We start from the raw sequence: 22,872 nt of genomic DNA on the forward strand, positions 1-22,872 counted from the left end.
TCACCACCACACCTCCGAATCGGCCGCATTCGCGCCGGCCGAGGCGGGTGCGGGCTTCAACGCCTCGTCGATGCGCAATTCGCGGGCATCCTCCAGGCCGAGGGACTGGTGGGTGGCCGCCACGATGAGGCCGCCCTCGGCCCGGTGGCGCGCCATCAATCCGGCGAGCACGGCCTGAGAGGCGGTGTCGAGGGCCGCGGTCGGCTCGTCGAGCAGCCAGAGCGGACGCCGGCAGACGAGAAGCCGGGCGAGGGCGACGCGGCGGCGCTGGCCGGCGGAGAGGTAGGCCACCGGCAGCCGCAGGGCATGGCCGAGGCCGAGTTCGTTCAGCGCTTCGGCCGGGCTCGCGGTGGGCGAGCCGAGGAGGTCGCGGGCGAAGGTGAGGTTCTCCTCCGCCGTCAGCGGGCTCTTCAACCCGTCGCGATGGCCGACCACGTGAAGGCATTCGGCCAGCGTCGCCTCGCCCACATCGGCGACCGCGATGGTGCCGGCATCCGGCTTCAACCGGCCGGCGAGCAGGCTGAGCAGGGTGGATTTTCCCGCGCCGTTGCGCCCCGTCACCATCAAGGCCTCGCCGGGGCCGAGCGCGAAGGACAGACCCGAGAAGATGCGGCGACCGGAGCGGCGGGCGGCGAGGTTCGTGGCGGTCAGCCGCACGGCGCGCCCTGCCGGCCGACGGCGACGGCACGCCTCCAACTGCTCATGGGATCTGCGACCTTCACGTCTCGCGCTGGCGGCGCGGGCCTCCTCTCCTGGAAGGCTACTGGATTCACACATCTGCTCGACAGCCGTTCCCTCGATCCAAGAGGGTTGGCATGAGGCGCAGCGGAACTCCCTCTCCTGGAAGGAGAGGGCTGGGGTGAGGTGTGGTTCATCTCCGGAGTGGTCACACACCTCACCCTGTCCCTCTCCTTCCAGGTGAGGGGACCCGAGCCCCCCGCGAGAGGTGTGAATGCCGTAGCCGGAAGTGGGCGCCTGTCGCGCCTCATACCGACGTGAGCGTCCTCACTCGTTGCCAGTTTCGTGGATGGGGCAAATCCCTGCATCGCAAGGGTAAGGGGATCGTGCGTGATGGCCGCGATCACAATGCATACCGAGCGAGGAGTTCCGAGATGGGAACGGAGTCGCTCTTCCCCGCCTTCAGGTCGGCAAGCCGCCGCTCGGCGATTTGAACGTCCGCACGATCCTCAAGGTAATCCAGGATCGCGTCGCGGGCGACTTCACGCGCGCCTTGGCCTGTCCGCCGACCATGCGCATCCATATGCGCTTCGATCTCCGGGGGCAGGCGAAAGGCGATCATGGAATGCTTTGGCATGGCCGCCTGCATAGCTCGCGCACCGAGGCGCGTCCACGTTCTCCCGACACTCCCGCGCTCGTGTCACGGCAGGGCGTAGCGGCCAGTTTCGAAGTGTTCTATACGGGGCCCAGGCTGCGCCGCGCGAGTCCCGAGCGTCCAAATCGCTCGTCGCGCAACATCCTGTCCGGGCACCCCCGGAGCGGCGCGCGCTTTTTTTTTTAGAAGCGCTCCAGCCGAACACGACTTCGTGGCGCGGGTCATGCCTGCGCGTGTTCGACAACCGCTCGTGAGGAAGAAACAAGCCGTGGCATCACTCGACAGCTTTCACTCCCGCCAGACCCTCACCGTCGGCGACAAATCCTACACCTACTACTCCATCCCCCATGCCGAGCAGGCCGGCCTCGCCGATGCGACGGCTTTGCCCTTCTCGATGAAGGTCATCCTCGAGAACCTCCTGCGGTTCGAGGACGACCGCTCGGTGAAGAAGGACGACATCTCCGCCACCGTCGCGTGGCTCGGCAACCTCGGCAAGGTCGAGACCGAGATCGCCTTCCGTCCCTCCCGCGTGCTGATGCAGGATTTCACCGGTGTGCCCGCCGTGGTGGATCTCGCGGCCATGCGCGACGCCATGGTGGCGCTGGGCGGCGATCCCCAGAAGATTAACCCGCTGGTGCCCGTCGACCTCGTCATCGACCACTCGGTCATCGTCGACGAGTTCGGCACCCCGAAGGCCCTGGCCGACAACGTGGCGCTGGAATACGAGCGCAACGGCGAGCGCTACACCTTCCTGAAATGGGGCCAGTCGGCCTTCGACAACTTCTCCGTCGTCCCCCCCGGCACCGGCATCTGCCACCAGGTGAACCTCGAGTTCCTGTCGCAGACGGTGTGGACCAAGACCGAAGACGGTACCGAGCTCGCCTATCCCGACAGCCTCGTCGGCACCGATTCGCACACCACCATGGTCAACGGTCTGGCCGTGCTCGGCTGGGGCGTGGGTGGCATCGAGGCCGAAGCTGCCATGCTCGGCCAGCCGCTCTCCATGCTGATCCCGGAAGTCGTCGGCTTCAAACTGTCGGGCAAGCTGCCCGAGGGCACCACCGCCACCGATCTCGTGCTCACCGTGACCCAGATGCTGCGCAAGAAGGGCGTGGTCGGCAAGTTCGTGGAATTCTACGGCCCCGGCCTCGACGACATGGCGGTGGCCGACCGCGCCACGATCTCCAACATGGCCCCCGAATACGGCGCCACCTGCGGCTTCTTCCCCATCGACCAGAAGACCATCGACTTCCTCAAGGTGACCGGCCGCGCCGACGACCGGATCGCGCTGGTGGAGGCCTATGCCAAGGCCCAGGGCATGTGGCGCGACGCGCAGACCCCGGACCCCGTCTTCACCGATTCCCTCGCCCTCGACATGGGTGACGTGCGCCCGTCGCTGGCCGGCCCCAAGCGACCGCAGGACCGGGTGCTGCTGGACGGCGCCAAGCCGGGCTTCGCCCAGTCCATGGAGACCGAGTTCAAGAAGGCCGCCGACATCGCCAAGCGCTACCCTGTCGAGGGGGCGAATTACGACATCGGCCACGGTGACGTGGTGATCGCGGCGATCACGAGCTGCACCAACACCTCGAACCCGAGCGTCATGATCGGCGCGGGGCTGCTCGCCCGAAACGCCGTCGCCAAGGGCCTGCGTTCAAAGCCCTGGGTGAAGACCTCCCTGGCGCCGGGCTCGCAGGTGGTCGCCGAGTATCTGGAGAGCGCGGGCCTGCAGGCTCCCCTCGACGCCCTCGGCTTCAACCTCGTCGGCTTCGGCTGCACCACCTGCATCGGCAATTCCGGCCCGCTGCCGGCGCCGATCTCGAAGGCGATCAACGACAACGACGTGGTCGCGGCGGCCGTGCTGTCCGGCAACCGCAATTTCGAAGGCCGCGTGAACCCCGACGTGCGCGCCAACTACCTGGCCTCGCCGCCGCTGGTCGTCGCCTACGCGCTCGCCGGCTCGATGCAGATCGACATCACCACCGAGCCGCTGGGTATCGGCTCAGACGGTCAGCCGGTCTATCTCGCCGACATCTGGCCCTCCACGGCGGAGGTCGCCGAGTTCATCGAGGCCAACATCACCTCGACCCTGTTCAAGTCGCGCTACGCCGACGTGTTCAGCGGCGACCATTACTGGAAGGCCGTGGAGGTCACCGAGGCCGAGACCTTCAAGTGGGATTCGACCTCCACCTACGTGCAGAACCCGCCCTATTTCGAGGGCATGACCAAGACGCCGGCGCCGATCACCGACATCGTCGAGGCCCGCATCCTCGGACTGTTTCAGGATTCCATCACCACCGACCACATCTCTCCGGCGGGCAACATCCGGGCGGCCTCGCCGGCCGGCACCTACCTGCAGGAGCATCAGGTCCGGGTGCAGGACTTCAACCAGTACGGCACCCGCCGCGGCAACCATCAGGTCATGATGCGCGGCACCTTCGCCAACATCCGCATCAAGAACCAGATGGTTCGGGACGAGAACGGCAACGTGGTCGAGGGCGGCTGGACCCTGTTCCAGCCCTCGGGCGAGCGGATGTACATCTACGACGCCGCCCAGAAATACGCCGAATCGGGCACGCCGCTCGTGGTCTTCGCCGGCAAGGAATACGGCACCGGCTCGTCGCGCGATTGGGCGGCCAAGGGCACCAAGCTCCTCGGCGTCCGCGCCGTCGTGGCGGAGAGCTTCGAGCGCATCCACCGCTCGAACCTCGTGGGCATGGGCATCGTGCCGCTGGTGTTCCAGGGCGAGACGTCCTGGGCATCGCTCGGCCTCAAGGGTGACGAGACCGTCAGCCTTCTCGGCCTCTCGGGCGACATCAAGCCGCGCCAGACCATGATCGCCGAGATCACCTCCGCCGACGGCACCAAGCGGGAAGTGCCGCTCACCTGTCGGATCGATACGCTCGACGAGCTGGAATATTTCCGCAACGGCGGGATTCTTCCCTACGTCCTGCGCTCCCTGGCAGCGTAAGCCTACGATGCGAGGAAGGCCCTTCCCGGTCAGGGGAGGGCCTTTCGGCTCGGACATTCCGCCGGAATCTGAGCCGGCTTTGCAATTCCTCGAAACACCGTCCCATGGCGGTCGTTTCGGCCGTCCCATGGCGGTTGCGGGCGGCTCGAATTACGGTCCGCGCGGGCCTCGGGATGCGTCCTGCGCGACGTCTCCATCGGTGAATTCCCGCCACAAAAGCACCAGCGCCGCCATCACCGCCGGGCCGAGGAAAAGCCCGAGCAGGCCGAACGTCTCGACCCCGCCGAGGATGCCGAGCAGCACCCAGAGGAAGGGCAGGCGGGTGGTGCCGCCGATCAGCACCGGCCGGACGAAATGGTCGGCGACGAAGGTGACGACGAACCCCGCCGCCACGACCACCACCGCCGGGATCACCGCCCCGCCGGCGAGAAGAATCAGCGCGGCGATGCCGAAGACCAGCGGCGCCCCGAAGGGGATCATCGCCGCCACCGCCGTCAGCGCGCCGAGCAGGACCGGATGCGGCACGCCCGCAAAATAGTAAACGATTCCAAGGATTACGCCTTCGCCGAGGCCGACCAGGACGAGCCCATCGACGGTGCCGTGGACGGAGGCCACCATCTGGCGCGCCACCCGCTCGCCACGCGGGCCGAACAGGCGGCCACTCGCCGTCAGCGACTGCCTGATGACAGTCCGCCCGTCGCGAAACAGGAAGAACAGCGACAGCAGGGTGAAGCCGAATAGCACAACCCGGCGAACCACTTGAGCCCCGAGGCTCTTGGTCAGGCCGATCGTGGTCGAGTTGTCGAGCTTGTGCAGGATCTCGGAGCCGGCGGACGGGTGGCTGAGATTCTCGTTCCACCAGGCACCGGCCCTGGCCGCGCCGTAGGGCAGATGGGACAGGAATTCGGGGGCTGGAATCCCGCTCTGCTCCACCGACTTCACCCAGGCCATCGCGTCATGGGCTTCCCGTGCCGCCTGGACGCCGAGGACCACCAGGGGCGCCAGGAAGACCAGCGCCACCGCCAGGGTGAACAGGCTCGGCAGCAGGATGTTGTGGCCCCCGGGCGGCCAGCGCCGCTCGGCCTTCGCGTAGAGCGGCCAGAGCGCGATGGCGAGGATCACGGCCCAGGCCAGGGCCGGAAGGAACGGGTGGAGCACCCACAGGCCGAGGGCGGACAGCGCCAGGACCAGGGCGATACGCGCGCCTCCTTGGGCGCGGCTGCGATGGTCCACCGGCGGCCCCGCGGCATCGACAGAAATAGATTGTTCCATTCTCGTCACCTCTGCCGCCCCGTGGCACGCCTCACGCTCAAGGAATTTCGGGCAAGGAGCCGGATGGACCCACGTCGAACAGGCGCGCGTCCGCATGTAGGTCAAGGCATCGCAGGGCGGAATGGTCCGGCGAGGCCCGCAGCCGCACGAAGACGCGAGCCTGGCCTGAGCTTCTGCCAAGGTTGCCCGCCACCACCCCCTCGTGTAAGGGACCGCCTTCGATCGGAAGCGGCGCGACGCCGCTTCGGGGGCATGCTGCGCGACCCGGGGGGCGCCGGGATCACGCGCCAGCCTCGGACCGGCCGCGCCCGCCACGGGATCCGATACCGGATCCGCCACGGCGCGCCATAGAGAAGAAAACGGCGAGAACGCATGTCTGACCAGCCGACCACCGCTACGTTCGACCGCGTCGCGGACATCATCGCCGACACCGCCGACATCCCGCGCGACACTATCTCGCCCGAGAGCCACGCCATCGAGGATCTCGGCATCGATTCGCTCGCTTTCCTCGACATCGCCTTCGCGGTGGATAAGGCATTCGGAATCAAGCTGCCGCTGGAGCGTTGGACCCAGGAGGTCAACGAGGGCAAGGTGCCGGCCGAGGAGTATTTCGTGCTGAAGAACCTCTGCGCCCGCATCGACGCGCTGGTGGCCGAGAAGGCCGCCAAGGCCTGAAGGGCAAGCCCGGCCGGGCCGAGCCTTTGAGTGTCCAGCGGAGCCTCTAGTCCCCAGCGGAGCCTTTGACGCCATGCGCCTCGAGTATTTCGAGATGATCGACACGGTGACGAGTCTCGACAAGGCCGCCGGCCGGATCGAGGCGCTGGCTCACGTGCCGATGGAGAGCCCGGTCTTCGAGGGTCACTTTCCCGGCCATCCCCTGGTGCCCGGGGTGCTGCTCACCGAGACCATGGCGCAGGCGTCCGGTTACCTGCTCCTCGCCCATCTCGATTTCGTGCAGATGCCGTTCCTGATGGCGGTGGACAAGGCGCGGTTCCGCTCCTTCGTCGGCCCCGGCGCGACGCTCGTCGTGCAGGCGAGCCTGGAGCATGATGGTTCCGGCTACGCGGTGACAAAGGCCTCGATCCGCCACGAGGGCAAGCCGTTGGCCGATGCGGAGCTGCGGTTCCGGACGATGCCGTTTCCCGAAGGGCTCGATGCTCCCATGCGCGAGCGCGCCCGGCGGATCGGCCTGATGGATCGCGCCATTGCATCGGGGGCGCCCCCCGGCGGGGCGGTTCCGGCATGAGCAAGATCAGCATGAGTCAGCGCGACGTCGTCGTCACTGGTATCGGCCTCGTCTCCTGCGCCGGCGAGGGGATCGCCGCTCACCTCGAAGCCTTCGCGGCGGGCAGTCCAAAGGCCACGGATACGGAGCGCTTTGCGCCCTATCCGGTCCATCCCGCCCCGGCGCTGGTCCTCGACGGACAGATCCCCAAGAAGTCGGACCAGCGGCAGATGGAGGCGTGGCAGCGCCTGGGCGTCTACGCGGCCGGGCTTGCCCTCGACTCGGCCGGGGTGAAACAGGACGCGGCCTTCAAGGCAGCAATGCACCTCGTCGTCGCCTGCGGCGGCGGCGAGCGCGATACGGCGGTGGACGGTGCTATCCTGACCGGCCTGCGCGACGCGGCCGATCCGGGCGCCTATCTCAACGAGCACCTGCAGAACGACCTGCGCCCGACCCTCTTCCTGGCACAGCTCTCGAACCTGCTCGCCGGCAACATCGCCATCGTCCATGGGGTCACGGGCGCCTCGCGCACGTTCATGGGTGAGGAGGCTTCGGGCGTCGACGCCTTGCGCAACGCTCAGAGCCGTATCGCTTCAGGCCAGATCGACACGATGCTGGTGGGCGGTTCCTACAGCGCGGAACGTCCCGACGTCCTGGTCGTCCACGAGCTGGGCAGATATCTGCGGAAAGGCAACTTCCGGCCGGTCTTCGAGCGTCAGGGTGAAGGCGGGGCCGGCTTCATCCTTGGGAGTACCGCCGCCTTCCTCGTGCTGGAAGCCGCCGAAACCGCCGCCGCGCGCAAGGCGACGATCTTTGCCCGCCTGCTTCCGGTGGGGAGCGATCGTCCCAGGCGCGAGACCGGCAGCGTAGAACTCAGCCTCTCCGCCTTGTGGAAAAAGGCCGGCGCCAAGCCGGACATGCTAATTTCGGGCGCTACCGGCGTCGAGGGAATCACAGCCGAGGAGAGCACGGCACTGGGCGAACTTGCGCCTGGTGTGCCCGTCACGGCCCTCGGGGACATCACCGGCCACTCGCTCGAAGTCACGGCGCCGTTGGGGGCCGCACTCGCCGCCGCGCTCATCTCGGAGGGCAGGGCGCGCGAGGTCGCGATCACCACCGTTGGCCATCGCCGCGGTGAGGGCTTGGTCCGCTTGAGCGCGATGTCGTGACCCGCGGGGATACGGCTGTCAGCTCACCGAAATTCCGCTAAGACGGGTTCAACCGTGATCGATCGGCCCGAATGTTCGGGGCGGGGCATCTTCAAGGCCGTTCGGTCGGAACGATAGCAAGACGGCGCTATGACGAACTCCTCTCCCCGCGATTCACGAAGCTTCCGGGACAGCCATGGCCGGCCATTGGTCGCGGTGACAGGCCTCGGCATCGTCACGTCCCTCGGGCAGGGACAGGCCGACAATTGGGCTGCGCTCACCGCCGGCCGGTCCGGCATCCACAGCATCGCCCGTTTTTCCACCGATGGCCTGCGCACCCGTATCGCCGGGACGGTGGATTTCCTCGACACCGACCCACTCGTGGCGCCCGCATTGTCGCAGCGCTTCGCCGAGGAAGCGGCCGAGGAAGCGATCACCCAGTCCGGCATTGGTGCGAAGGGTGATTTCCCCGGTGCACTGTTCATCGCAGTACCGCCGGTGGAGATGGAATGGCCCCAGCGCCAGTCCCTGGCACAGGCGTCCGGCCAGAACGGCGACATCACCTATTCCGACCTCCAGCGGGCGGCATCGAGTGGACGGTTCGACGCCTGGCACGACCTCTTCATCTTCGCCACCGTAGCCGACAACATCGCCGACCGGTTCGGCACCAAGGGGTCGCCGATCTCGCTCTCCACCGCCTGTTCCTCCGGCGCCACCGCGATCCAGCTCGGTGTCGAGGCGATCCGGCGGGGCGAGATGCAGGCGGCTCTCTGCATCGGCACCGACGGTTCGGTAAACCCGGAATCACTGATCCGATTCTCGCTGCTCTCTGCTCTTTCGACCCAGAACGATCCACCGGAGGGGGCTTCAAAGCCGTTCTCCAAGAATCGCGACGGTTTCGTCATGGGGGAGGGGGCCGCCGCCCTGGTCCTAGAGAATGCCGAGTCCGCACGGGCGCGGGGCGCGACGATCCTCGGCTATGTCCTGGGCTGCGGCGAAAAGGGCGACGGCTTCCATCGCACCCGGTCGAGCCCAGACGGTGCGCCCGGCATCGCCGCCATCCGCGCTGCCCTGGACGATGCCGGCACCGAGCCAGATTCCATCGATACGATCAATGCACACGGCACATCGACGCCGGAGAACGACAAGATGGAGGCGTTGGGCTGCGCCGCTGTGTTCGGTGAGCGGATCCGCACCCTGCCGATCTCGTCGAACAAGTCGATGATCGGCCATACGCTGACCGCCGCGGGGGCCATCGAGGCGGTGATCTCGCTCCTCACCATCGCCCATGGCCGCATCCCGCCGACGATCAACTATGCGGTGCCGGACCCAGCCCTCTCCCTCGACGTGGTGACCACGGCCCGCGACGCCCGGGTCAGCCGCGTTCTGTCCAATTCCTTCGGCTTTGGCGGGCAGAACACCTGCCTCGTCCTTGGGGACGAGCCCGTATGACGACGGAAACCACCCGGCGCGTTCTCGTCACCGGGGGTGCCTCCGGCCTCGGCTCGGCCATCGTGCGGGCGCTGGTATATGCCGGCTACGACATCGCCTTCACCTATCGCTCCTCGGGCGATGCGGCGGAGCGCCTCGTGGCCGAACTCAGCCAGGCCAATCCCGGACGGGCGATCACCGCCCACCCTCTCGACCTCGCCGACCGCGATGCCTTGGAGGTTTTCTGCGAGGCCCAGGAAGGGGAAGCGTTCTACGGCCTCGTCCATAATGCCGGCCAATCCTACGACGTGCTGGCCGCGATGATGGCTCAGGACAAGGCCGAGGCGGCGATGCAAGTGAACTTCTGGTCGCTGACCCGGATCACGAAGGCACTGGTGCGCGGCATGATCCGAGGACGTTCCGGCCGCATCGTCGCCATCGGTTCGGTGGCAGCCCTACAGGCCAACCCGGGCAATGCTGCCTATGCGGCGACGAAGGGTGCGCTGATCTCCTATTGCCGGACGTTGGCGATCGAATCGGCCAAGCGCGGGGTGACGGTCAACGTCATTGCGCCGGGCTTCATCGACACCGAGATGATGGCTCCCTACGCCGCGCATCGTGACGGTATGGAGAAACAGATTCCCTTGGGACGCTTCGCCAAGCCTGAGGAAATAGCGGCGCTCGTGGCCTTCCTTATGGGAGATGCCGCGGCCTACATTACCGGCGCGGTTCTGCCGGTCGATGGCGGGCTGACGGCGATGATGGGTGTTCACCGGACCTGAGGCGGATGATCCTATGCGCTTCCGCCTCATCCTCGCGCTGGCTCTGGCAGCGGTTCCCGCCTTCGCCGAGACCGGCGCTTTCCGCGTCGACGGGCTTCCGCGCGGTGACGGGTTGAGCATCCGCGAGACCCCGGACGCCTCGGCGCCCGTGCTTGGCCAAGCGCCGGAAGGGGCGCGCCTGCGCGGCTTCGGCTGTACCAACGAGACGCCGAGCGGCCTCACATGGTGCCGGGTCAAGGCTGGCCCGATCCTCGGCTGGGCGCGGCGGCGCTACCTTGCGCCGGATTGAGCCAGGACGGCTTTCAGTCGATAAAGCCGCCTATCCATTCCAATCCCTCTTCCCCGAGGTGCGGAGTTATTGCGGAGGCCTCCAAGGAGGGCTCCAGATGGCACATGGGCCCTGGAGCCCCCCTTCGAGGCCTGCTGATGCGGGCGCCTCAGGACGAGGTGGTGCGAAGGAGGCTCGGGATCCGAAGCGCCTGACGAGAGACGAGACCGATGCAAGCCCTCCAACTCTTCGGTGACCGTGACCTTCGCCTCGGCGAGGTCGATCCGCCTTCCGCTCCCGGCCCGGGCGAGGTTCAGATCCGCGTGCGCGCCGTGGGATTGAACTTCATCGATGTCTGGGGCTTTCGCGGCATGGCCTTCGCCAAGCGCAAGATGCCTCTGACGGTGGGGGCCGAAGCCTCGGGCGAGATCGTCTGCGTCGGCGAGGGCGTGACGGATCTCCGCGAGGGCGACCGCGTGGTGATGTACGGCGCGCAGACCTGCGGCCGCTGCAAGGCCTGCCGGGAAGGTCGCGACAACCTGTGTGAGGACGTCTCCGGCGTCATGGGCTTCCATATCGACGGGTTCGCGCGCGAGCGCGTCACCATGCAGGCCCGTCTCGTGGTAAAGGTGCCCGATGGGGTAAGCTTCACCGATGCAGCCTGTGCGCCGATCGCCTTCGGCACCGTTCAGCACATGCTGTTCGACAATGCCAAGCTCGAACCCGGCGAGAGCATCCTCGTCCATGCCGGTGGCTCGGGCATCGGCACCGCCGCGATCAAGATGGCCAAGGCTATCGGCTGCACCGTGTTCACGACGGTAGGCGACGACAGGAAAGGCGAGATGGCAAAAGCCCTCGGCGCCGATCACGTGATCAATTATCGGAACGAACGCTTCGAGGGTGAGGTTCGCCGCCTGACTAAGCGAAAGGGCGTCGATGTGGTGTTCGAGCATGTCGGTCCTGACACTTGGAACGGCTCGCTCCTTTGCCTCAAGCGAGGCGGCCGCCTCGTTACCTGCGGCTCCACCTCCGGCGTCTCCACCACTATGAACCTGATGCAGTTGTTCCAGCAGCAGTACCGCATCACCGGCTCCTTCGGGTGCTCCATGGCCAACATCCGCCAGTCCCTGGCGAAGATGGCGGACGGGATCACGCCGGTGGTCGACACGGTCCTCCCCCTCGGGGACTTTTCACAGGGGCTGGAACGCCTGGAGTCGCGTAAGGTGTTCGGTAAGATCCTGGTGGCGATCGACTGACCTATCGTTGGGGCAAGCATGACTCGCATTCACCTCAGGCTGCCACTTCTCCAAAAAATGTTCTACACGAGCATGATAGCCACTTCCGGATAGTCTCGTGCTGCGTCTTGCCCTCGTCCTGAACCGCCATCTGCCCCGGATGGCGGGGATTGCCATGATTCCGCTCGTCCGCTGCCTGTTCTGGTTAGCGCGGATGCTGGGGACCGAGCGGGCGAGCCGGACCGGCGGGGCGATTGCGCGAAGGGTGGGGCAGTTCCTGCCGGCGAACCGTATCGCATTGGCGAATCTGCGTGCTGCTTACCCCGAGAAGGATGAGGCCGCGATCAGGGCGCTCGCGGCCCAGGCTTGGGACAATCTCGGCCGGACGGGGGCAGAATACGCGCATCTTGCCACCCTGTTCGATATCAACCCCAACGATCCGGCGAGTCAGCGGATGACCGTTGCCGGCGCCGAACATTTCGAGGCCTTGCGCGACGACGGCAAGCCGGGGCTCATCTTCGCTGCCCACCTCGCAAATTGGGAATTGCCAGCGATCTGCGCCGCTCGCTACGGGCTTGAGGCTACTGCGATCTTTCGCCCCCCCAACGACATCGCCTCAGCCCGCCTCGTCGCCGAGGTGCGCCGCGAGACCATGGGCGGGTTGGCGGCAGCGGGGCAAGGCGCCGTATTTTCGATGCAGGGCGTCGTGGAACGCGGCGGCCATCTCGGCCAGCTCATCGATCAGCATTTCACCCGCGGTGTGGTGGTGGAGTTCTTCGGCCGACCCGTTCTGGTGAACCCTTTGCTCGCCAAGCTCGCCAAGCATTACGAATGTCCCGTTCACGGGGTCCGCGTGGTGCGCAAGGACAATGCCCGCTTTCATCTCGAACTCACCCCACCCCTCGATCTGCCCCGTGATGCCAAAGGCGAGATCGACGTCCAGGGCGCGATGCAGGCGATGACCCGCGTGGTGGAGCAATGGGTCCGAGACAATCCCGGCCAGTGGCTCTGGATGCACAGGCGCTGGCGCCCGAACATGCTGCCAAAACCCAAGGTTGCCCCGCCGACACAGTCGGACTCATCCACGGCCCATCGAGACAACGTGTCTTCCGTTCCAGGCTGAGGCGCTGTCACATAGGTATATGGGCCGATCCGCTTCACGCATGCGCCGCTCCGCGCCAAGCCTCCTCGCGCTGACCATTGTCCTGACGCACATGGTGGGTCCGGCTCGCGCCGAGCCGCCCCGCGCGGTGATCGAACTCTTCACTAGCCAAGGTTGCGGCGCCTGCCAGCAGGCCTCCCGGATGATGGGAGAGTACGCTCAGCAGCCCGACGTTATCGCCCTGACACTGCCGGTCACCTACTGGGATTATCTCGGCTGGAAGGACGAGTTCGCGATTCCGGCGTTCACCGAGCGCCAGCGCGCCTATGCTCTCAGCCACGGTGAGCGCCAGCTCTTTACGCCCCAGGCCATCGTCAACGGCGAGCCGTCCCCGGTCCGGTCGGACCGGGCATTCCTGGACCGCAGCCTTCGTGCGGCACGACAATCGAGCGGCCTCATCGTATCGGTGAAGGCAACGGACCAGGGGGACCGTATCGCCATCGATATCGGCGCCGGACGCGGCACCGGCGAGGTCTGGCTGCTGCCAATCCTGCGCAGGCACCGGACAGCCGTCGCGCACGGCGAGAACAAGGGGCAGGTGGTGGATTACGTCAACGTGGTGCGCGGGATGCATCGGGTCGGAGCCTGGACGGGCCAAGCCACGCATTTCGAACTCCCGCGCACCCTCGTTCGTTCGGGCAATGCCGACGGTTACGTGGTCGTACTCCAGAGCGGGACGCTGGCCCATCCCGCTCGGATTCTCGGTGCCACGAAGGGTCCCGGCTTCTGAGCCACGGCCACTTCCCGCCTTCTGTGCCTCAGCCGATCCATTCCCCCGCGCGCATCACCGGTACCGCGCGCCCTTCGGCAGTAAGTCCGTCGACATCAATGTCGGCAGAGCCGATCATCCAGTCGATATGGATCAGGCTACGGTTTGCGCCACGTGCCGCGAGGTCGTCCTCACTGAAGCCTTCTCCACCATTGAGGAAACATTTGCTGTACGCCTGCCCCAGAGCAATGTGGCTTGCGGCGTTCTCGTCGTACAGGGTGTTGTAGAACAGCAGTCCGGAAGCCGAAATGGCGGACGAGGCCGGCACCAGGGCGACCTCGCCGAGACGGCGGGAACCCTCGTCCGTGTCGAGCACCCGCGCGAGGACGTCGCTTCCCGTGCGAGCCGTCGCCTCGACGATACGCCCCTCTTCAAACCGAACCCGGATACCGTCGATCAACGTGCCCTGGTATGACAGGGGCTTGGTGCTTGCCACATAGCCGTCCACCCGCAACTTGTGCGGCGTGGTGAACACCTCCTCGGTGGGAATATTGGCATTGCACAGGATGCCGCTGCGCGAGACGGATGCACCGCCGCACCATTCGTGATCGTCAGCGAGACCGACGGTGAGGTCGGTATCCGGCCCTTGAAACCGCACAGCCGCGAAGCGATGCTGATTGAGGATTTTAGTGCGGGCGTGGAGAGCATCGTTATGCGCCTTCCACTGGCCCACCGGATCGTCTCCGTCGACCCGGGACGCGGCGAAAATCGCGTCCCACAGGCGTGCCAGCGCCTCGTCCTCCGGGCAATCCGGGAAGACGGTCCGCGCCCACGGGCGGGTCGCCGCCGAGACGATCGTCCAGTTGGTGGCGAAGTTGGCGATAAGCTCAAGGGCCGGCACATAGGCCTTCGAGCGCGAGCGATTGGCGCGGGCGACCTTCTGCGAATCCTGGCCGGCCAGCAAGGATGGATCATCTCCGGCGATCGCCAGCCTCGCGGCCCCGTTGCGGAAGGCTTCGGCCATACCGCCGTAAAGCCAGCCCGCCGCAGTATCGAACGCGTCGTCAGGCGCGTGAGCGAAACGAGCCAGGGTTGCGGCATCGTCGGAATAAAAGGTTGTCACCAGGGACGCGCCGGCCTTGTAGGCTTCGGTGGTAATCGCGCGGGCGAGGGGCGCGGCTTCGAGCGGCGCGGTTATCACCAATTCCTGGCTATGCTTCAGCCCGAGCCCAATTCGGACCGCCACCTCGGCGAGGCGGCCGATCCGCTCGTCGAAGGGGAGGGCGATCGTGTCAGCCCCAGTGCTCGTCGTCATCACCCTGTCTCCTCAGCCCCACCCCGCATAGGCTGCGGGGACGACGCTCAGCAAGATCGGAATTCGTGGCGGGGTTTCAAGCGCGGGGCGGTCAGGCCGCGCGCGACCAGGTGATTTCGCCGAGATTCTCGCGGAAGGCAAAACGCATGAGGTGGTCGGCCACCACGTTTTCGAGACGGGTCAGACCGGCCGGGTCGGGGGTCGCCACACGCATCAGCAGGGCATCGGCTTCTGCCTGGAACGTGCAAATGCGATCCTCGCCGAACGGCACCGTACCGGCCGCATCCGTGGCCTCCACGGGGAACTTATGACTCCAATGGCGGCAAAGCTGCTTCAGGTAGCGGCTTGCCTCGGCAGTAGGAACTCTCGCCTGCGAGGTCGGCATCGTCTGGTCTCCTTCGGTCCCTGTAATTCAAGAGCACAGCCGGCAAATGGTTGTCGCCAGGCTGGGCAGGCCGTCATTGAGGGTGCGATCCGCCTCTCATGAAGGGGCCTAGATCGTTAACGCCCCCATAAGACGCTGCAGCGCACTCAAGCAGCACTCTCACCGCGACAACGCTTTAGATCGGAATTCGAACCCGATTTATGGCGCGTCGCGAGACGGATTGTGATCCTTTCTTGTGCGCCGCACAATGGGCTTGTGCAAAACGCGGATGAGCGTTCGGTTCGCTCCCGAAAGGCAAGGTCATGGCCCCGAATCCTATTCGGGAGGAAGCGCCGGAGGTGGATTTGCCGACATTGCTACGATCTTCCCAGGGTTTAGGAGATCGTGCGGATCGAGGGCGAGCTTGAACCGACGCATCAGGTCCAGGCCCACTGGATCGCCGTAAAGGCCCAGTTCGTCGCGCTTGATCAGGCCGATGCCATGCTCGGCGGCGATGGACCCGCCCATATCATGCACAATGTCGTGAACGATCCTATTGAAGCGAGCCCAATGCTTGAGGAAAGCGGCCTTCTCCATGCCGAGAGGCTGGCTGAGGTTGAAGTGGATGTTACCGTCGCCGAAATGCCCGAACGCGCAGACGCGCAGGCCCGGCATTTCGGCTTCGCAGGCTGCAATCGCCGTATCCAGGAAGTCGGCCAGACGCGAGAGCGGTACCGAGACGTCGTGCTTGATCGAACCGCCTTCGAGTGACTGAACGTCGGACAGGTTTTCGCGAAGCGCCCATAAGTTCGCGTTCTGCGTCTCGCTCAATCCGATGACTGCATCTTCAACGAGACCATCCTCAATCGAAGCGGCGAGGGCCTTCTCGAGGCCGCCCAAAGCCTCCGGCCCGGCGCGCGTCGTGGACATCTCGACGAGCGCGTAGGCAGCATGGTCGCCGGTGAGGGGGCGCAGAAATCCAGGCCTATGTTTCAGCACGATGTCGAGGCCGAAGCGCGGAATGAACTCGAATGCCGTGAGATCGCGTCCGACCGTCCGCTTCAACTTGTCGAAAAGGGTCAGAGCCGCGTGTGGGGACGACAAGCCAGCGAAACCCACCGCCCGCGACGAGGGCTTGGGATAGAGCTTCAGCACCGCCGCGGTGATGATTCCCAGCGTCCCTTCCGATCCGACGAACAGGTGTTTCAGGTCGTAGCCCGCATTGTCCTTACGCAGTGCGCTCAGACCGTTCCAGACTCGGCCATCAGCCAGCACCACTTCGAGGCCGAGCACGAGATCGCGCGTGTTGCCGTAGGCGAGGACTCCGGTCCCGCCGGCATTGGTGGCGAGGTTCCCGCCGATCGTGCACGACCCTTCCGAAGGCAGTGAAAGGGGAAACAGCATTTCCTCCACGTCGGCCGCCGCCTGAACCTCGGCGAGCAGGGCGCCGGCTTCGACGGTAATGCTGGCGCTCAGGCGGTCGATGGCGCGAATGCGGGACAGACGACACAGGGACAGGACGATCCCGCCCTGTGGCACGCCGCCCCCCACCAGTCCGGTATTGCCGCCCTGGGCAACGATTGCGATTCCAGCTTCGGCGCAGGCCGCGACGACGAAGGCGACCTCGCCGGTATCGGCCGGACGGACGACGGCGATTGCGCTCCCCCGGAAGAGGCCGCGCCATTCCACGAGATGAGGTGCGATGTCAGCGGGCGCCGTGAGGACATGCTCCTCCCCCAACCGATCGGCGAGACGAGAAAGGAATTCGGCGGAAGCGATCACGGAAAGCTCGGGGCAGGAGATGAAGGGGCAACACGAGGGGTCAGGGCAGGACCGGCACGATGGCGGCGGGCGGCTCTCCTCATATAATAATGATAGTGACCCCTCTTTGCAGGGCGCAGGGCTGCCCCGCAACCGATCCGAGCAAACCCATCAGGAGGCGCCAGACCGATGCTGTCCGTGATCCCGAACCCACCCCGCATTGCCCTGCCTATCGTCGGCAGCGAAGACTTCTTCCCCGTGCGCCGCGTCTATTGTGTGGGGCGCAACTACGCCGCTCATGCCCGCGAAATGGGAAAGGATCCTGAGCGCGAGCCGCCGTTCTTTTTCATGAAGCCGGCGGACGCGCTTCAGATCGTCCCGGGCTCGGAGGCGGTGGATCATCCCTATCCGCCGCGTACCGCTAATTACCATTTCGAGGTGGAACTCGTGGCCGCTCTCGGACGCGGCGGGCGGGACATTCCCGCGACTGAGGCACTGGATCACGTCTACGGCTACGCCGTCGGCCTCGATATGACCCGCCGCGATGTTCAGGACGAAGCAAAGCGCCTTGCCCGCCCGTGGGACCTCGCCAAGTCAGCCGATGCCTCGGCCCCCATCGGACCGCTCCACCGGGTAGAAGGTCGCGGGCATCCGATGCGCGGCGCCATCGTGCTCTCAGTGGACGACATTTCCCGTCAAGCCGGCGACCTATCGGAGATGATCTGGTCCATCGCCGACCAGATCGCGCTCTTGTCCACCTATTTCGAGCTCCATCCCGGCGACCTGATCTTCACGGGCACGCCTTCGGGCGTCGGCGCGGTCGAGCGCGGACAGGCAATGGAGGCGGCCATCGAAGGCTTCGGCGCCATCCGCCTCATCGTCGTATGATCAGAACCCTCCTCGACCGACCGCTCTTCCAGTGGCTGTTCCAGTTCGGCGCCCTCGCGTCCCGGGGGATGACCCTCGGCGTGCGTGGCGTCGCCCTCGACGCGCGGGGCCGCGTCTGCCTCGTGCGCCATACCTATGTGGCGGGATGGCACTTGCCCGGCGGTGGCGTCGAAATCGGCGAGAACGCCGTCGACGCCATGGTCAGGGAGTTACGGGAGGAGGCCGAGATCGTGGTGGAGGAAGCGGACACGATGCGCCTGCACGGATTTTTCCGCAGCACCGCTGCCACGGGCCGCGACCACATCGTCGTCTACGTCGTCCCAGCCTTCACGCTCCTCGGACCAAAGCTTCCCGACCGGGAGATCGCACAATGCGACTTCTTCGCGCTCGACGCCCTGCCCGAAGGGACCACGCGGGCCACGCGCGAGCGCCTCGGCGAGATCGCCCATGGGCGATCCCCGGCGGCCGCGTGGTGAGGAAGCGAGAAAGTTGCCCGCCGGCAAAAGAACCACAAAACAGCCCTTGCCACGCCCGCCATAATGTTGTTTAGAGACGCCGTCCGGGGCCGCCGGCGGGTCTTCTCCTTCAGCGGCACGGCATAGTGAGCGGGTGTAGCTCAGGGGTAGAGCACAACCTTGCCAAGGTTGGGGTCGAGGGTTCGAATCCCTTCGCCCGCTCCAATTCATCCAACCGACTTATAGTACTGCGACAGGCCGCCTTCGGGCGGCCTTCGTCGTTTTCGCCTTGTAACGCATCTCCTGGCAGACGGTTATGATGCGTCGGCTTCCCGCACATCGCTTCATCCGGTGGCGACCTTCCAGACCTGTCGATGAACCAATGCGGCCCTCTGCATGTTGAGTGAACGACAGCAAGGGAAAAAACGTATGACATCAACGTGGATGACCCTCGAGGAACTCGCCTTGAACCGCCGGATTACGGTGGATGAGGCTCTCCGCATCGTGAACGATGCCCATTGCCCAAAGGTGTTTCGCGCGTCGGCGACTCTCTATCTGGTTTGAGGGTCATACGGGCATGTTTGGGTTTCGTTAACGATTGTTGCCTTCTATGCCCGTCCCGGCCCTGAACCACTGACTCCAGACCGAAGGAATACGACGCGATGAAATCATTCCGGATTGCCGCCCTCACGGCATTCGTAGCCTGCGCCGGCTTCGCCTCAGCATCCCAGGCTGCCCCCATATCGCTCGGCAAGGTGGATATCGCTCCGTCGGGCGCCGTGGAACATGTGCAGTATGGCTACGGCTATGGCTATGGTCACAGCGCCCGCTATTTGCGTCGCAAAGCCATCCGGCAGGAAATCCGTCGCGAGCGTCGTTGGGACGCCCGCCGCCGTGCTTGGCGCTACGGTTATTGAGCGTTACGCCATCGTCATGATTTGAATGAATTTAACGAAACAGCTCGGCGCCATCATTTGGCGCCGAGCTGTTTCGTTACACGGGTCTCTGCTGCTCAGCATTCGTACGGGATCGAGGGGGAATACAGACCCGTATCCGGGTGATCTCAGAACCGGCGTTTCCGCCCCGGCCTTGTTGGATCATATCGATATCTGGCAGGGTCTATCTCGTGATGAGATGCCCCCCCAACTCATGGGCTTTACCCTTGATACCGGATGCCAAGCGGGTTCATCATGGCTGCTTGAAAGCCTCCAGACAGCGCTCTCGTTAAAGCGCTTGCCCGCCGGTCTGACGCATGGGATCGCAGATTTTCGCCGAAACCTTATCGAGATGCTCGCAGGCATTCTTCAGGTACCAAGTTTTCAGATCTGGCTGGGTTGGTGCGACGAACATCGCCACGAGGACGAAGCCGACGAAGCCGAGGACGACGAGCGTCAGAAGATTCCGCATCAACTCACTCCATAAAAAGGCGTTCTCTCCCGCTATTGGAGCGATAGCCCCTAGAAGATAACGCAAAACGGCCAGCCAATCGCCTCAACGGACAATTCGGCTGACCGGTTCGATAACACTACGGCTTGCAAAAGCCGACATGGGAAAGGCTGTTGAGACCTGATTCATCAACGATCTTTGAAGTGCATCGGTTCCCAATAGGAGTTTTAGGCCTCTACGGGTTCGAATAGCGGCACAATCTCCATGGCTGGGACCAATACGATGCCCTTGTCGGTGATCCGAATTTCCGGAATGACCGAGAGGGGGATCAGGTTGAACCCCATATAGGGAATCGTGCACCCGGCCCGCTCCCAGGCCTTCTTCAGCAGTCGGACTTCCTCGGCGACGATACCGACGCGCTTGTCCGAGAGAAGTCCCGCCACTGGCAGCGGAACCATGGCGGTCACCTGGCCATCTTCGACGACGCAGACGCCCCCTTGGATCGCCGACAACGCATCAATGGCGACGCGCATATCCTCCGCGTTCAGCCCCGCGACGATCACGTTGTGCGAGTCGTGGCCGACACTGCTCGCGACCGCGCCATGCTTCAGCCCGAAGGCACGCAGCAATCCGTGTGCGACGTTGCCGGCTCCGCCATGGCGCTCAATGACAGTGACGAAGCACAGATCGTTGTCCCGCAGGGTCGTCGGCCAATCCGAAGCAGGCGTCAGGTCGTACCGCTCATGGGTCAGTTCGATTCCGGGAAGCGTGGTGCGGATGGCGTTGACGACACAGCGGCCTTTGGGGAGCACCGGGACCAGGGCTGGTAGGGGCAGTGGCAGATGCATCGTCGCATAGGCCGGTGCAGGGTAGCGGTAGGGACGCGAGAGCGCCGCATCGAGGAGAGGCGTGATCGTGCGATTCTCGACCACGCAACGGCCACCGTACCAAGTGGTCTGCGGAATGAAATCGTCGTCGAGGAGTACGAGATCGGCCCGGCGACCGCCACCGAAGCCACCGATCTCGTTATCGAGCCCATACCGGGTCGCCGGATGCAGCGAGCCCATCGACCACGCCTGTTCGCGGGGAATACCCATGCGGATGGCCTCTCGCACCACCCAGTCGAGACCGTAGGCGAGGAGATCCTGGGCGTCCCGGTCGTCGGTACAGACGCAGACCCGCTTGGCCGAGGCCCCCAGTTCGATGATCGTGCCGATGGCCTTGGGCAGGCTGTGCCAGGGCGTGGTCGGCGGGCCTCCGCGCAGGTAGATCCACAATCCCGCTTCCAGCAAGTCGTCGGCAATGTCCCGATCGATGGCCTCGTGGGTGTCGGTGACGCCGCTGGCGGCATAGGCGCCGACAAAGCCGCGTCCGTAGATGTGACCGGAGACCGGTCGCCCACGCTGCAGTGCAGCCGCGATGATGGCATGAGCCCGCTCGTCGCCCTCGGCCACGGCGACGAAATCCATCTTCTCGCCGAGGCCGATCGCCTCCGGCCACGCATCGAACAGGGCGCCAATCTTCTCCGCCGTGAGGTCGCCGCCGGCGGTCTCGAGTTCCGGCGAGGTGGCCGGAACCGTGCTCGGAACCGTCAGGTAGATATTGAGCGGCGCCGCGCGGGCATCCTCCAGCATCCAGGCGATCCCGTCCGTGTCGAGGACGTTGCCGATCTCGTGGCTGTCGCAGACGATCGTCGTTGTGCCATTGAGGAGCGCAGCCTCGGCATAGGCACAAGCCGTCACCATGCTGCTCTCGATGTGCAGGTGGGGATCGACCAAGCCGGGAGCCAGAATGCCGCCGCCGGCCTCATAGCGTGGCGCTCCGCCCCTGTAGGCTCCCGCCGGCTTCACGGCGGCGATGCGCCCGCCCGTGATCCAGACCTCGCTGTCGGGCCGCATCCGCTCGGAATAGGTGGACAAGATGCGCGCGCCGGTGATGACCAGATCCGGCTCGGCCCGTCCGCCTGCGACACTGGCGAGCTGGCGGGTCATCCGGCTCAAGGGAGCGACGGAGAAGCGTGTCAGCGGTGTCGGATCGGTCATCGTGCAATCGGCTCCTCGCCTCGCCCGGCCCCCCTGCCCGACGGGGCGGGTCACAGCGGGCGATCCGCACGCATCATGCCACAGGTCGGTCCATTAGGTCGGCCCATGCGGGAGGCTGCCTTGCGCCGCACCATGCCGGAGGGGATACGGGTTGCCTTAACGTCGGGACGGGACCATGTAGCGCCTGAGCCCGGTCGCGACCCTTCCGATCGATCGGCGACGGCGAAGAAGGCAGGATGTCGGCGGGACCACGGGGTCGATCGCCAGACATCTGCCTTGAGAGCCGTCGACCGGGCACCCTCCCGGTTTTCATCGTCCGAGCATCCGTCATGGCCAAGCGTACCAAGTCGAAACCGCAGGAGCGTGGCTCCGTCCTGTTCGATGTCCTCTACGAGGACGAGTCCCGCGCTTCGAACCGGCGGGTTCCCATGGAGATCCTCGGAGGCCTCGACGGGGACGAGCCGGCCCGGCACCTCATCGAGGAGCAGGACCGCGCCATCGCCGAGAAGTCCGGCCGCCCCTCCCGTGCCATCCGCAGCCTCAGCCGCTCGCCGATCCGCGCGCCGAGTGCCGTCTCCGGCGACTGATCTCAGGCCTTCTTGAGGAACTGGGTCTTCAGGACGAGCCCCTTCACCTTCTCGGCGTTGCACTCGATCTCGTCGGGATCGTCCGTGATGCGGATGTTTTTGATCAGCGTTCCCCGCTTCAAGGTGGTCGAGGTTCCTTTCACCTTGAGGTCTTTGACCAGGGTGACGGAATCTCCATCCGCCAGCTTCGTGCCATTGGCATCCTTTGTGTCGGCCATGGCTCAGGCGTCCGCGTTGGAGATCGGCGGCATGTACGGCTGACCGGCATTGGTCAGCGCCCGGTCGACCGCCTCGATCGCCAGCAGGATGCGCATGAAATCCTCCGCCGCGGAAGCGGCGGCGAGCTCGCTCGAGCCGATCCGCTTGGCGAGCGCGCTGCGCTGCCGCGAGAGGCTGGCGCGGGCGCGGTTGAGGTCTGAAATCTCGTCGGGCGTCATGGTGGGGTCTCTCTGCCGATCGACCGTCCAGGCGGTCTCGGGTGGGGAGCGATGCAGTCTTTATCGGCGGGATGCAATGGCGCGTCCCCCCGGAGAACGCCTCG

Annotated in this window: 24 protein-coding genes and 1 tRNA gene; 16 read left to right on the top strand and 9 right to left on the bottom strand. The window is 65.6% G+C overall.

Going from position 1 to position 22,872, the window contains the following annotated elements; genetic code table 11:
• On the bottom strand, positions 1 to 657 hold the full coding sequence (ccmA, locus tag FV220_RS03510) for a heme ABC exporter ATP-binding protein CcmA (protein ID WP_147829668.1): 657 nt from the start codon (positions 655 to 657) through the stop codon (positions 1 to 3).
• Between the two features lie 424 nt (positions 658 to 1,081).
• Positions 1,082 to 1,300, bottom strand: a complete 219-nt coding sequence (locus FV220_RS03515) for a CopG family transcriptional regulator (protein ID WP_147829670.1) — start codon at positions 1,298 to 1,300, stop codon at positions 1,082 to 1,084.
• Positions 1,301 to 1,601: 301 nt separating this feature from the next.
• Here FV220_RS03515 and acnA point away from each other — a divergent pair, with 301 nt between their 5' ends.
• The gene (acnA, locus tag FV220_RS03520) at positions 1,602 to 4,301 is read left to right on the top strand and encodes an aconitate hydratase AcnA (RefSeq protein WP_147829672.1); all 2,700 of its coding nucleotides are present in this window, start codon (positions 1,602 to 1,604) and stop codon (positions 4,299 to 4,301) included.
• 150 nt (positions 4,302 to 4,451) lie between these two features.
• Here the strand turns inward: acnA and FV220_RS03525 are convergent, their stop codons facing one another.
• Positions 4,452 to 5,573 (bottom strand): AI-2E family transporter, encoded by a 1,122-nt coding sequence (locus FV220_RS03525; RefSeq protein WP_147829674.1) that lies wholly within the window; start codon positions 5,571 to 5,573, stop codon positions 4,452 to 4,454.
• 372 nt (positions 5,574 to 5,945) lie between these two features.
• Between FV220_RS03525 and FV220_RS03530 the strand changes: the two genes are divergently transcribed.
• From FV220_RS03530 to FV220_RS03570, 9 genes are all read left to right on the top strand, one after another.
• Positions 5,946 to 6,248, top strand: a complete 303-nt coding sequence (locus FV220_RS03530) for an acyl carrier protein (protein ID WP_018044158.1) — start codon at positions 5,946 to 5,948, stop codon at positions 6,246 to 6,248.
• Positions 6,249 to 6,321: 73 nt separating this feature from the next.
• Positions 6,322 to 6,819, top strand: a complete 498-nt coding sequence (locus FV220_RS03535; RefSeq protein WP_056142968.1) for a 3-hydroxyacyl-ACP dehydratase FabZ family protein — start codon at positions 6,322 to 6,324, stop codon at positions 6,817 to 6,819.
• Positions 6,816 to 7,967, top strand: a complete 1,152-nt coding sequence (locus FV220_RS03540) for a beta-ketoacyl-ACP synthase (RefSeq protein ID WP_238253725.1) — start codon at positions 6,816 to 6,818, stop codon at positions 7,965 to 7,967. The genes FV220_RS03535 and FV220_RS03540 overlap by 4 nt, the downstream gene beginning before the upstream one ends.
• Before the next feature lie 129 nt (positions 7,968 to 8,096).
• Positions 8,097 to 9,398, top strand: a complete 1,302-nt coding sequence (locus tag FV220_RS03545; RefSeq protein ID WP_147829676.1) for a beta-ketoacyl-ACP synthase — start codon at positions 8,097 to 8,099, stop codon at positions 9,396 to 9,398.
• Positions 9,395 to 10,159 (top strand): SDR family NAD(P)-dependent oxidoreductase, encoded by a 765-nt coding sequence (locus tag FV220_RS03550; RefSeq protein WP_147829678.1) that lies wholly within the window; start codon positions 9,395 to 9,397, stop codon positions 10,157 to 10,159. The genes FV220_RS03545 and FV220_RS03550 overlap by 4 nt, the downstream gene beginning before the upstream one ends.
• Before the next feature lie 13 nt (positions 10,160 to 10,172).
• On the top strand, positions 10,173 to 10,448 hold the full coding sequence (locus tag FV220_RS03555; RefSeq protein ID WP_147829680.1) for an SH3 domain-containing protein: 276 nt from the start codon (positions 10,173 to 10,175) through the stop codon (positions 10,446 to 10,448).
• A gap of 209 nt (positions 10,449 to 10,657) precedes the next feature.
• On the top strand, positions 10,658 to 11,683 hold the full coding sequence (locus FV220_RS03560) for a zinc-binding dehydrogenase (protein WP_018044152.1): 1,026 nt from the start codon (positions 10,658 to 10,660) through the stop codon (positions 11,681 to 11,683).
• 97 nt (positions 11,684 to 11,780) lie between these two features.
• Positions 11,781 to 12,785 carry a lipid A biosynthesis lauroyl acyltransferase gene (locus tag FV220_RS03565; RefSeq protein ID WP_147829682.1) on the top strand — a complete coding sequence of 335 codons (1,005 nt, stop codon included), beginning with the start codon at positions 11,781 to 11,783 and terminating at the stop codon, positions 12,783 to 12,785.
• A 40-nt stretch (positions 12,786 to 12,825) separates the two neighbouring features.
• A complete protein-coding gene (locus FV220_RS03570) occupies positions 12,826 to 13,554 on the top strand; it encodes a DUF1223 domain-containing protein (protein ID WP_056142950.1) in 729 nt (242 codons plus the stop codon).
• Between the two features lie 28 nt (positions 13,555 to 13,582).
• Here the strand turns inward: FV220_RS03570 and FV220_RS03575 are convergent, their stop codons facing one another.
• The 3 genes from FV220_RS03575 to FV220_RS03585 all read right to left on the bottom strand — a co-directional run bounded on the left by FV220_RS03575 (position 13,583) and on the right by FV220_RS03585 (position 16,994).
• Positions 13,583 to 14,848 carry an aminopeptidase gene (locus FV220_RS03575; protein WP_147829684.1) on the bottom strand — a complete coding sequence of 422 codons (1,266 nt, stop codon included), beginning with the start codon at positions 14,846 to 14,848 and terminating at the stop codon, positions 13,583 to 13,585.
• 91 nt (positions 14,849 to 14,939) lie between these two features.
• Positions 14,940 to 15,233: a DUF2218 domain-containing protein gene (locus tag FV220_RS03580; RefSeq protein WP_026175995.1), complete on the bottom strand. Its 294-nt coding sequence runs from the start codon at positions 15,231 to 15,233 to the stop codon at positions 14,940 to 14,942.
• A 315-nt stretch (positions 15,234 to 15,548) separates the two neighbouring features.
• Positions 15,549 to 16,994: an FAD-binding oxidoreductase gene (locus FV220_RS03585; protein ID WP_147829686.1), complete on the bottom strand. Its 1,446-nt coding sequence runs from the start codon at positions 16,992 to 16,994 to the stop codon at positions 15,549 to 15,551.
• A 168-nt stretch (positions 16,995 to 17,162) separates the two neighbouring features.
• Between FV220_RS03585 and FV220_RS03590 the strand changes: the two genes are divergently transcribed.
• From FV220_RS03590 to FV220_RS25765, 5 genes are all read left to right on the top strand, one after another.
• Positions 17,163 to 17,861, top strand: coding sequence for a fumarylacetoacetate hydrolase family protein (locus FV220_RS03590; RefSeq protein ID WP_147829688.1), 699 nt, complete (start codon positions 17,163 to 17,165; stop codon positions 17,859 to 17,861).
• A complete protein-coding gene (locus FV220_RS03595; RefSeq protein WP_187273317.1) occupies positions 17,858 to 18,337 on the top strand; it encodes an NUDIX domain-containing protein in 480 nt (159 codons plus the stop codon). Before FV220_RS03590 ends, FV220_RS03595 begins: the two co-directional genes overlap by 4 nt.
• 129 nt (positions 18,338 to 18,466) lie before the next feature.
• Positions 18,467 to 18,541 (top strand) — tRNA-Gly (locus FV220_RS03600).
• A 437-nt stretch (positions 18,542 to 18,978) separates the two neighbouring features.
• Entirely contained in the window at positions 18,979 to 19,233 is a 255-nt protein-coding gene (locus tag FV220_RS03605) for a hypothetical protein (RefSeq protein WP_018044143.1), read from the top strand.
• 25 nt (positions 19,234 to 19,258) lie between these two features.
• Positions 19,259 to 19,738 carry a hypothetical protein gene (locus FV220_RS25765; protein ID WP_192216483.1) on the top strand — a complete coding sequence of 160 codons (480 nt, stop codon included), beginning with the start codon at positions 19,259 to 19,261 and terminating at the stop codon, positions 19,736 to 19,738.
• A gap of 191 nt (positions 19,739 to 19,929) precedes the next feature.
• Here the strand turns inward: FV220_RS25765 and FV220_RS03615 are convergent, their stop codons facing one another.
• Positions 19,930 to 21,744, bottom strand: a complete 1,815-nt coding sequence (locus FV220_RS03615; RefSeq protein WP_147829690.1) for an adenine deaminase C-terminal domain-containing protein — start codon at positions 21,742 to 21,744, stop codon at positions 19,930 to 19,932.
• Between the two features lie 329 nt (positions 21,745 to 22,073).
• On the opposite strand from FV220_RS03615, the gene FV220_RS03620 reads away from it, so the two are divergent.
• The gene (locus FV220_RS03620; protein ID WP_018044140.1) at positions 22,074 to 22,331 is read left to right on the top strand and encodes a hypothetical protein; all 258 of its coding nucleotides are present in this window, start codon (positions 22,074 to 22,076) and stop codon (positions 22,329 to 22,331) included.
• Between the two features lie 2 nt (positions 22,332 to 22,333).
• Here the strand turns inward: FV220_RS03620 and FV220_RS03625 are convergent, their stop codons facing one another.
• Positions 22,334 to 22,549, bottom strand: a complete 216-nt coding sequence (locus FV220_RS03625) for an alkylphosphonate utilization protein (protein WP_056142930.1) — start codon at positions 22,547 to 22,549, stop codon at positions 22,334 to 22,336.
• 3 nt (positions 22,550 to 22,552) lie between these two features.
• Complete coding sequence (locus FV220_RS03630) at positions 22,553 to 22,768, bottom strand: hypothetical protein (protein WP_056142928.1); 216 nt, start codon at positions 22,766 to 22,768, stop codon at positions 22,553 to 22,555.
• Between the last annotated feature and the right edge of the window lie 104 nt (positions 22,769 to 22,872).

It is taken from the genome of Methylobacterium sp. WL19 (genome assembly GCF_008040005.1).
Lineage (GTDB): Bacteria > Pseudomonadota > Alphaproteobacteria > Rhizobiales > Beijerinckiaceae > Methylobacterium > Methylobacterium bullatum.

Coding starts and splice junctions, on each gene's coding strand:
- FV220_RS03575 (WP_147829684.1), bottom strand. CDS start 14,848: ATGACGACGAGCACTGGGGCTGACACGATCGCCCTCCCCTTCGACGAG.
- FV220_RS03525 (WP_147829674.1), bottom strand. CDS start 5,573: ATGGAACAATCTATTTCTGTCGATGCCGCGGGGCCGCCGGTGGACCAT.
- FV220_RS03550 (WP_147829678.1), top strand. CDS start 9,395: ATGACGACGGAAACCACCCGGCGCGTTCTCGTCACCGGGGGTGCCTCC.
- FV220_RS03530 (WP_018044158.1), top strand. CDS start 5,946: ATGTCTGACCAGCCGACCACCGCTACGTTCGACCGCGTCGCGGACATC.
- FV220_RS03625 (WP_056142930.1), bottom strand. CDS start 22,549: ATGGCCGACACAAAGGATGCCAATGGCACGAAGCTGGCGGATGGAGAT.
- FV220_RS03605 (WP_018044143.1), top strand. CDS start 18,979: ATGAAATCATTCCGGATTGCCGCCCTCACGGCATTCGTAGCCTGCGCC.
- FV220_RS03630 (WP_056142928.1), bottom strand. CDS start 22,768: ATGACGCCCGACGAGATTTCAGACCTCAACCGCGCCCGCGCCAGCCTC.
- FV220_RS03620 (WP_018044140.1), top strand. CDS start 22,074: ATGGCCAAGCGTACCAAGTCGAAACCGCAGGAGCGTGGCTCCGTCCTG.
- FV220_RS03595 (WP_187273317.1), top strand. CDS start 17,858: ATGATCAGAACCCTCCTCGACCGACCGCTCTTCCAGTGGCTGTTCCAG.
- FV220_RS03515 (WP_147829670.1), bottom strand. CDS start 1,300: ATGATCGCCTTTCGCCTGCCCCCGGAGATCGAAGCGCATATGGATGCG.
- FV220_RS03560 (WP_018044152.1), top strand. CDS start 10,658: ATGCAAGCCCTCCAACTCTTCGGTGACCGTGACCTTCGCCTCGGCGAG.
- FV220_RS03590 (WP_147829688.1), top strand. CDS start 17,163: ATGCTGTCCGTGATCCCGAACCCACCCCGCATTGCCCTGCCTATCGTC.
- FV220_RS03555 (WP_147829680.1), top strand. CDS start 10,173: ATGCGCTTCCGCCTCATCCTCGCGCTGGCTCTGGCAGCGGTTCCCGCC.
- FV220_RS03545 (WP_147829676.1), top strand. CDS start 8,097: ATGACGAACTCCTCTCCCCGCGATTCACGAAGCTTCCGGGACAGCCAT.
- FV220_RS03580 (WP_026175995.1), bottom strand. CDS start 15,233: ATGCCGACCTCGCAGGCGAGAGTTCCTACTGCCGAGGCAAGCCGCTAC.
- FV220_RS25765 (WP_192216483.1), top strand. CDS start 19,259: ATGAATTTAACGAAACAGCTCGGCGCCATCATTTGGCGCCGAGCTGTT.
- FV220_RS03540 (WP_238253725.1), top strand. CDS start 6,816: ATGAGCAAGATCAGCATGAGTCAGCGCGACGTCGTCGTCACTGGTATC.
- FV220_RS03535 (WP_056142968.1), top strand. CDS start 6,322: ATGCGCCTCGAGTATTTCGAGATGATCGACACGGTGACGAGTCTCGAC.
- FV220_RS03615 (WP_147829690.1), bottom strand. CDS start 21,744: ATGACCGATCCGACACCGCTGACACGCTTCTCCGTCGCTCCCTTGAGC.
- FV220_RS03570 (WP_056142950.1), top strand. CDS start 12,826: ATGCGCCGCTCCGCGCCAAGCCTCCTCGCGCTGACCATTGTCCTGACG.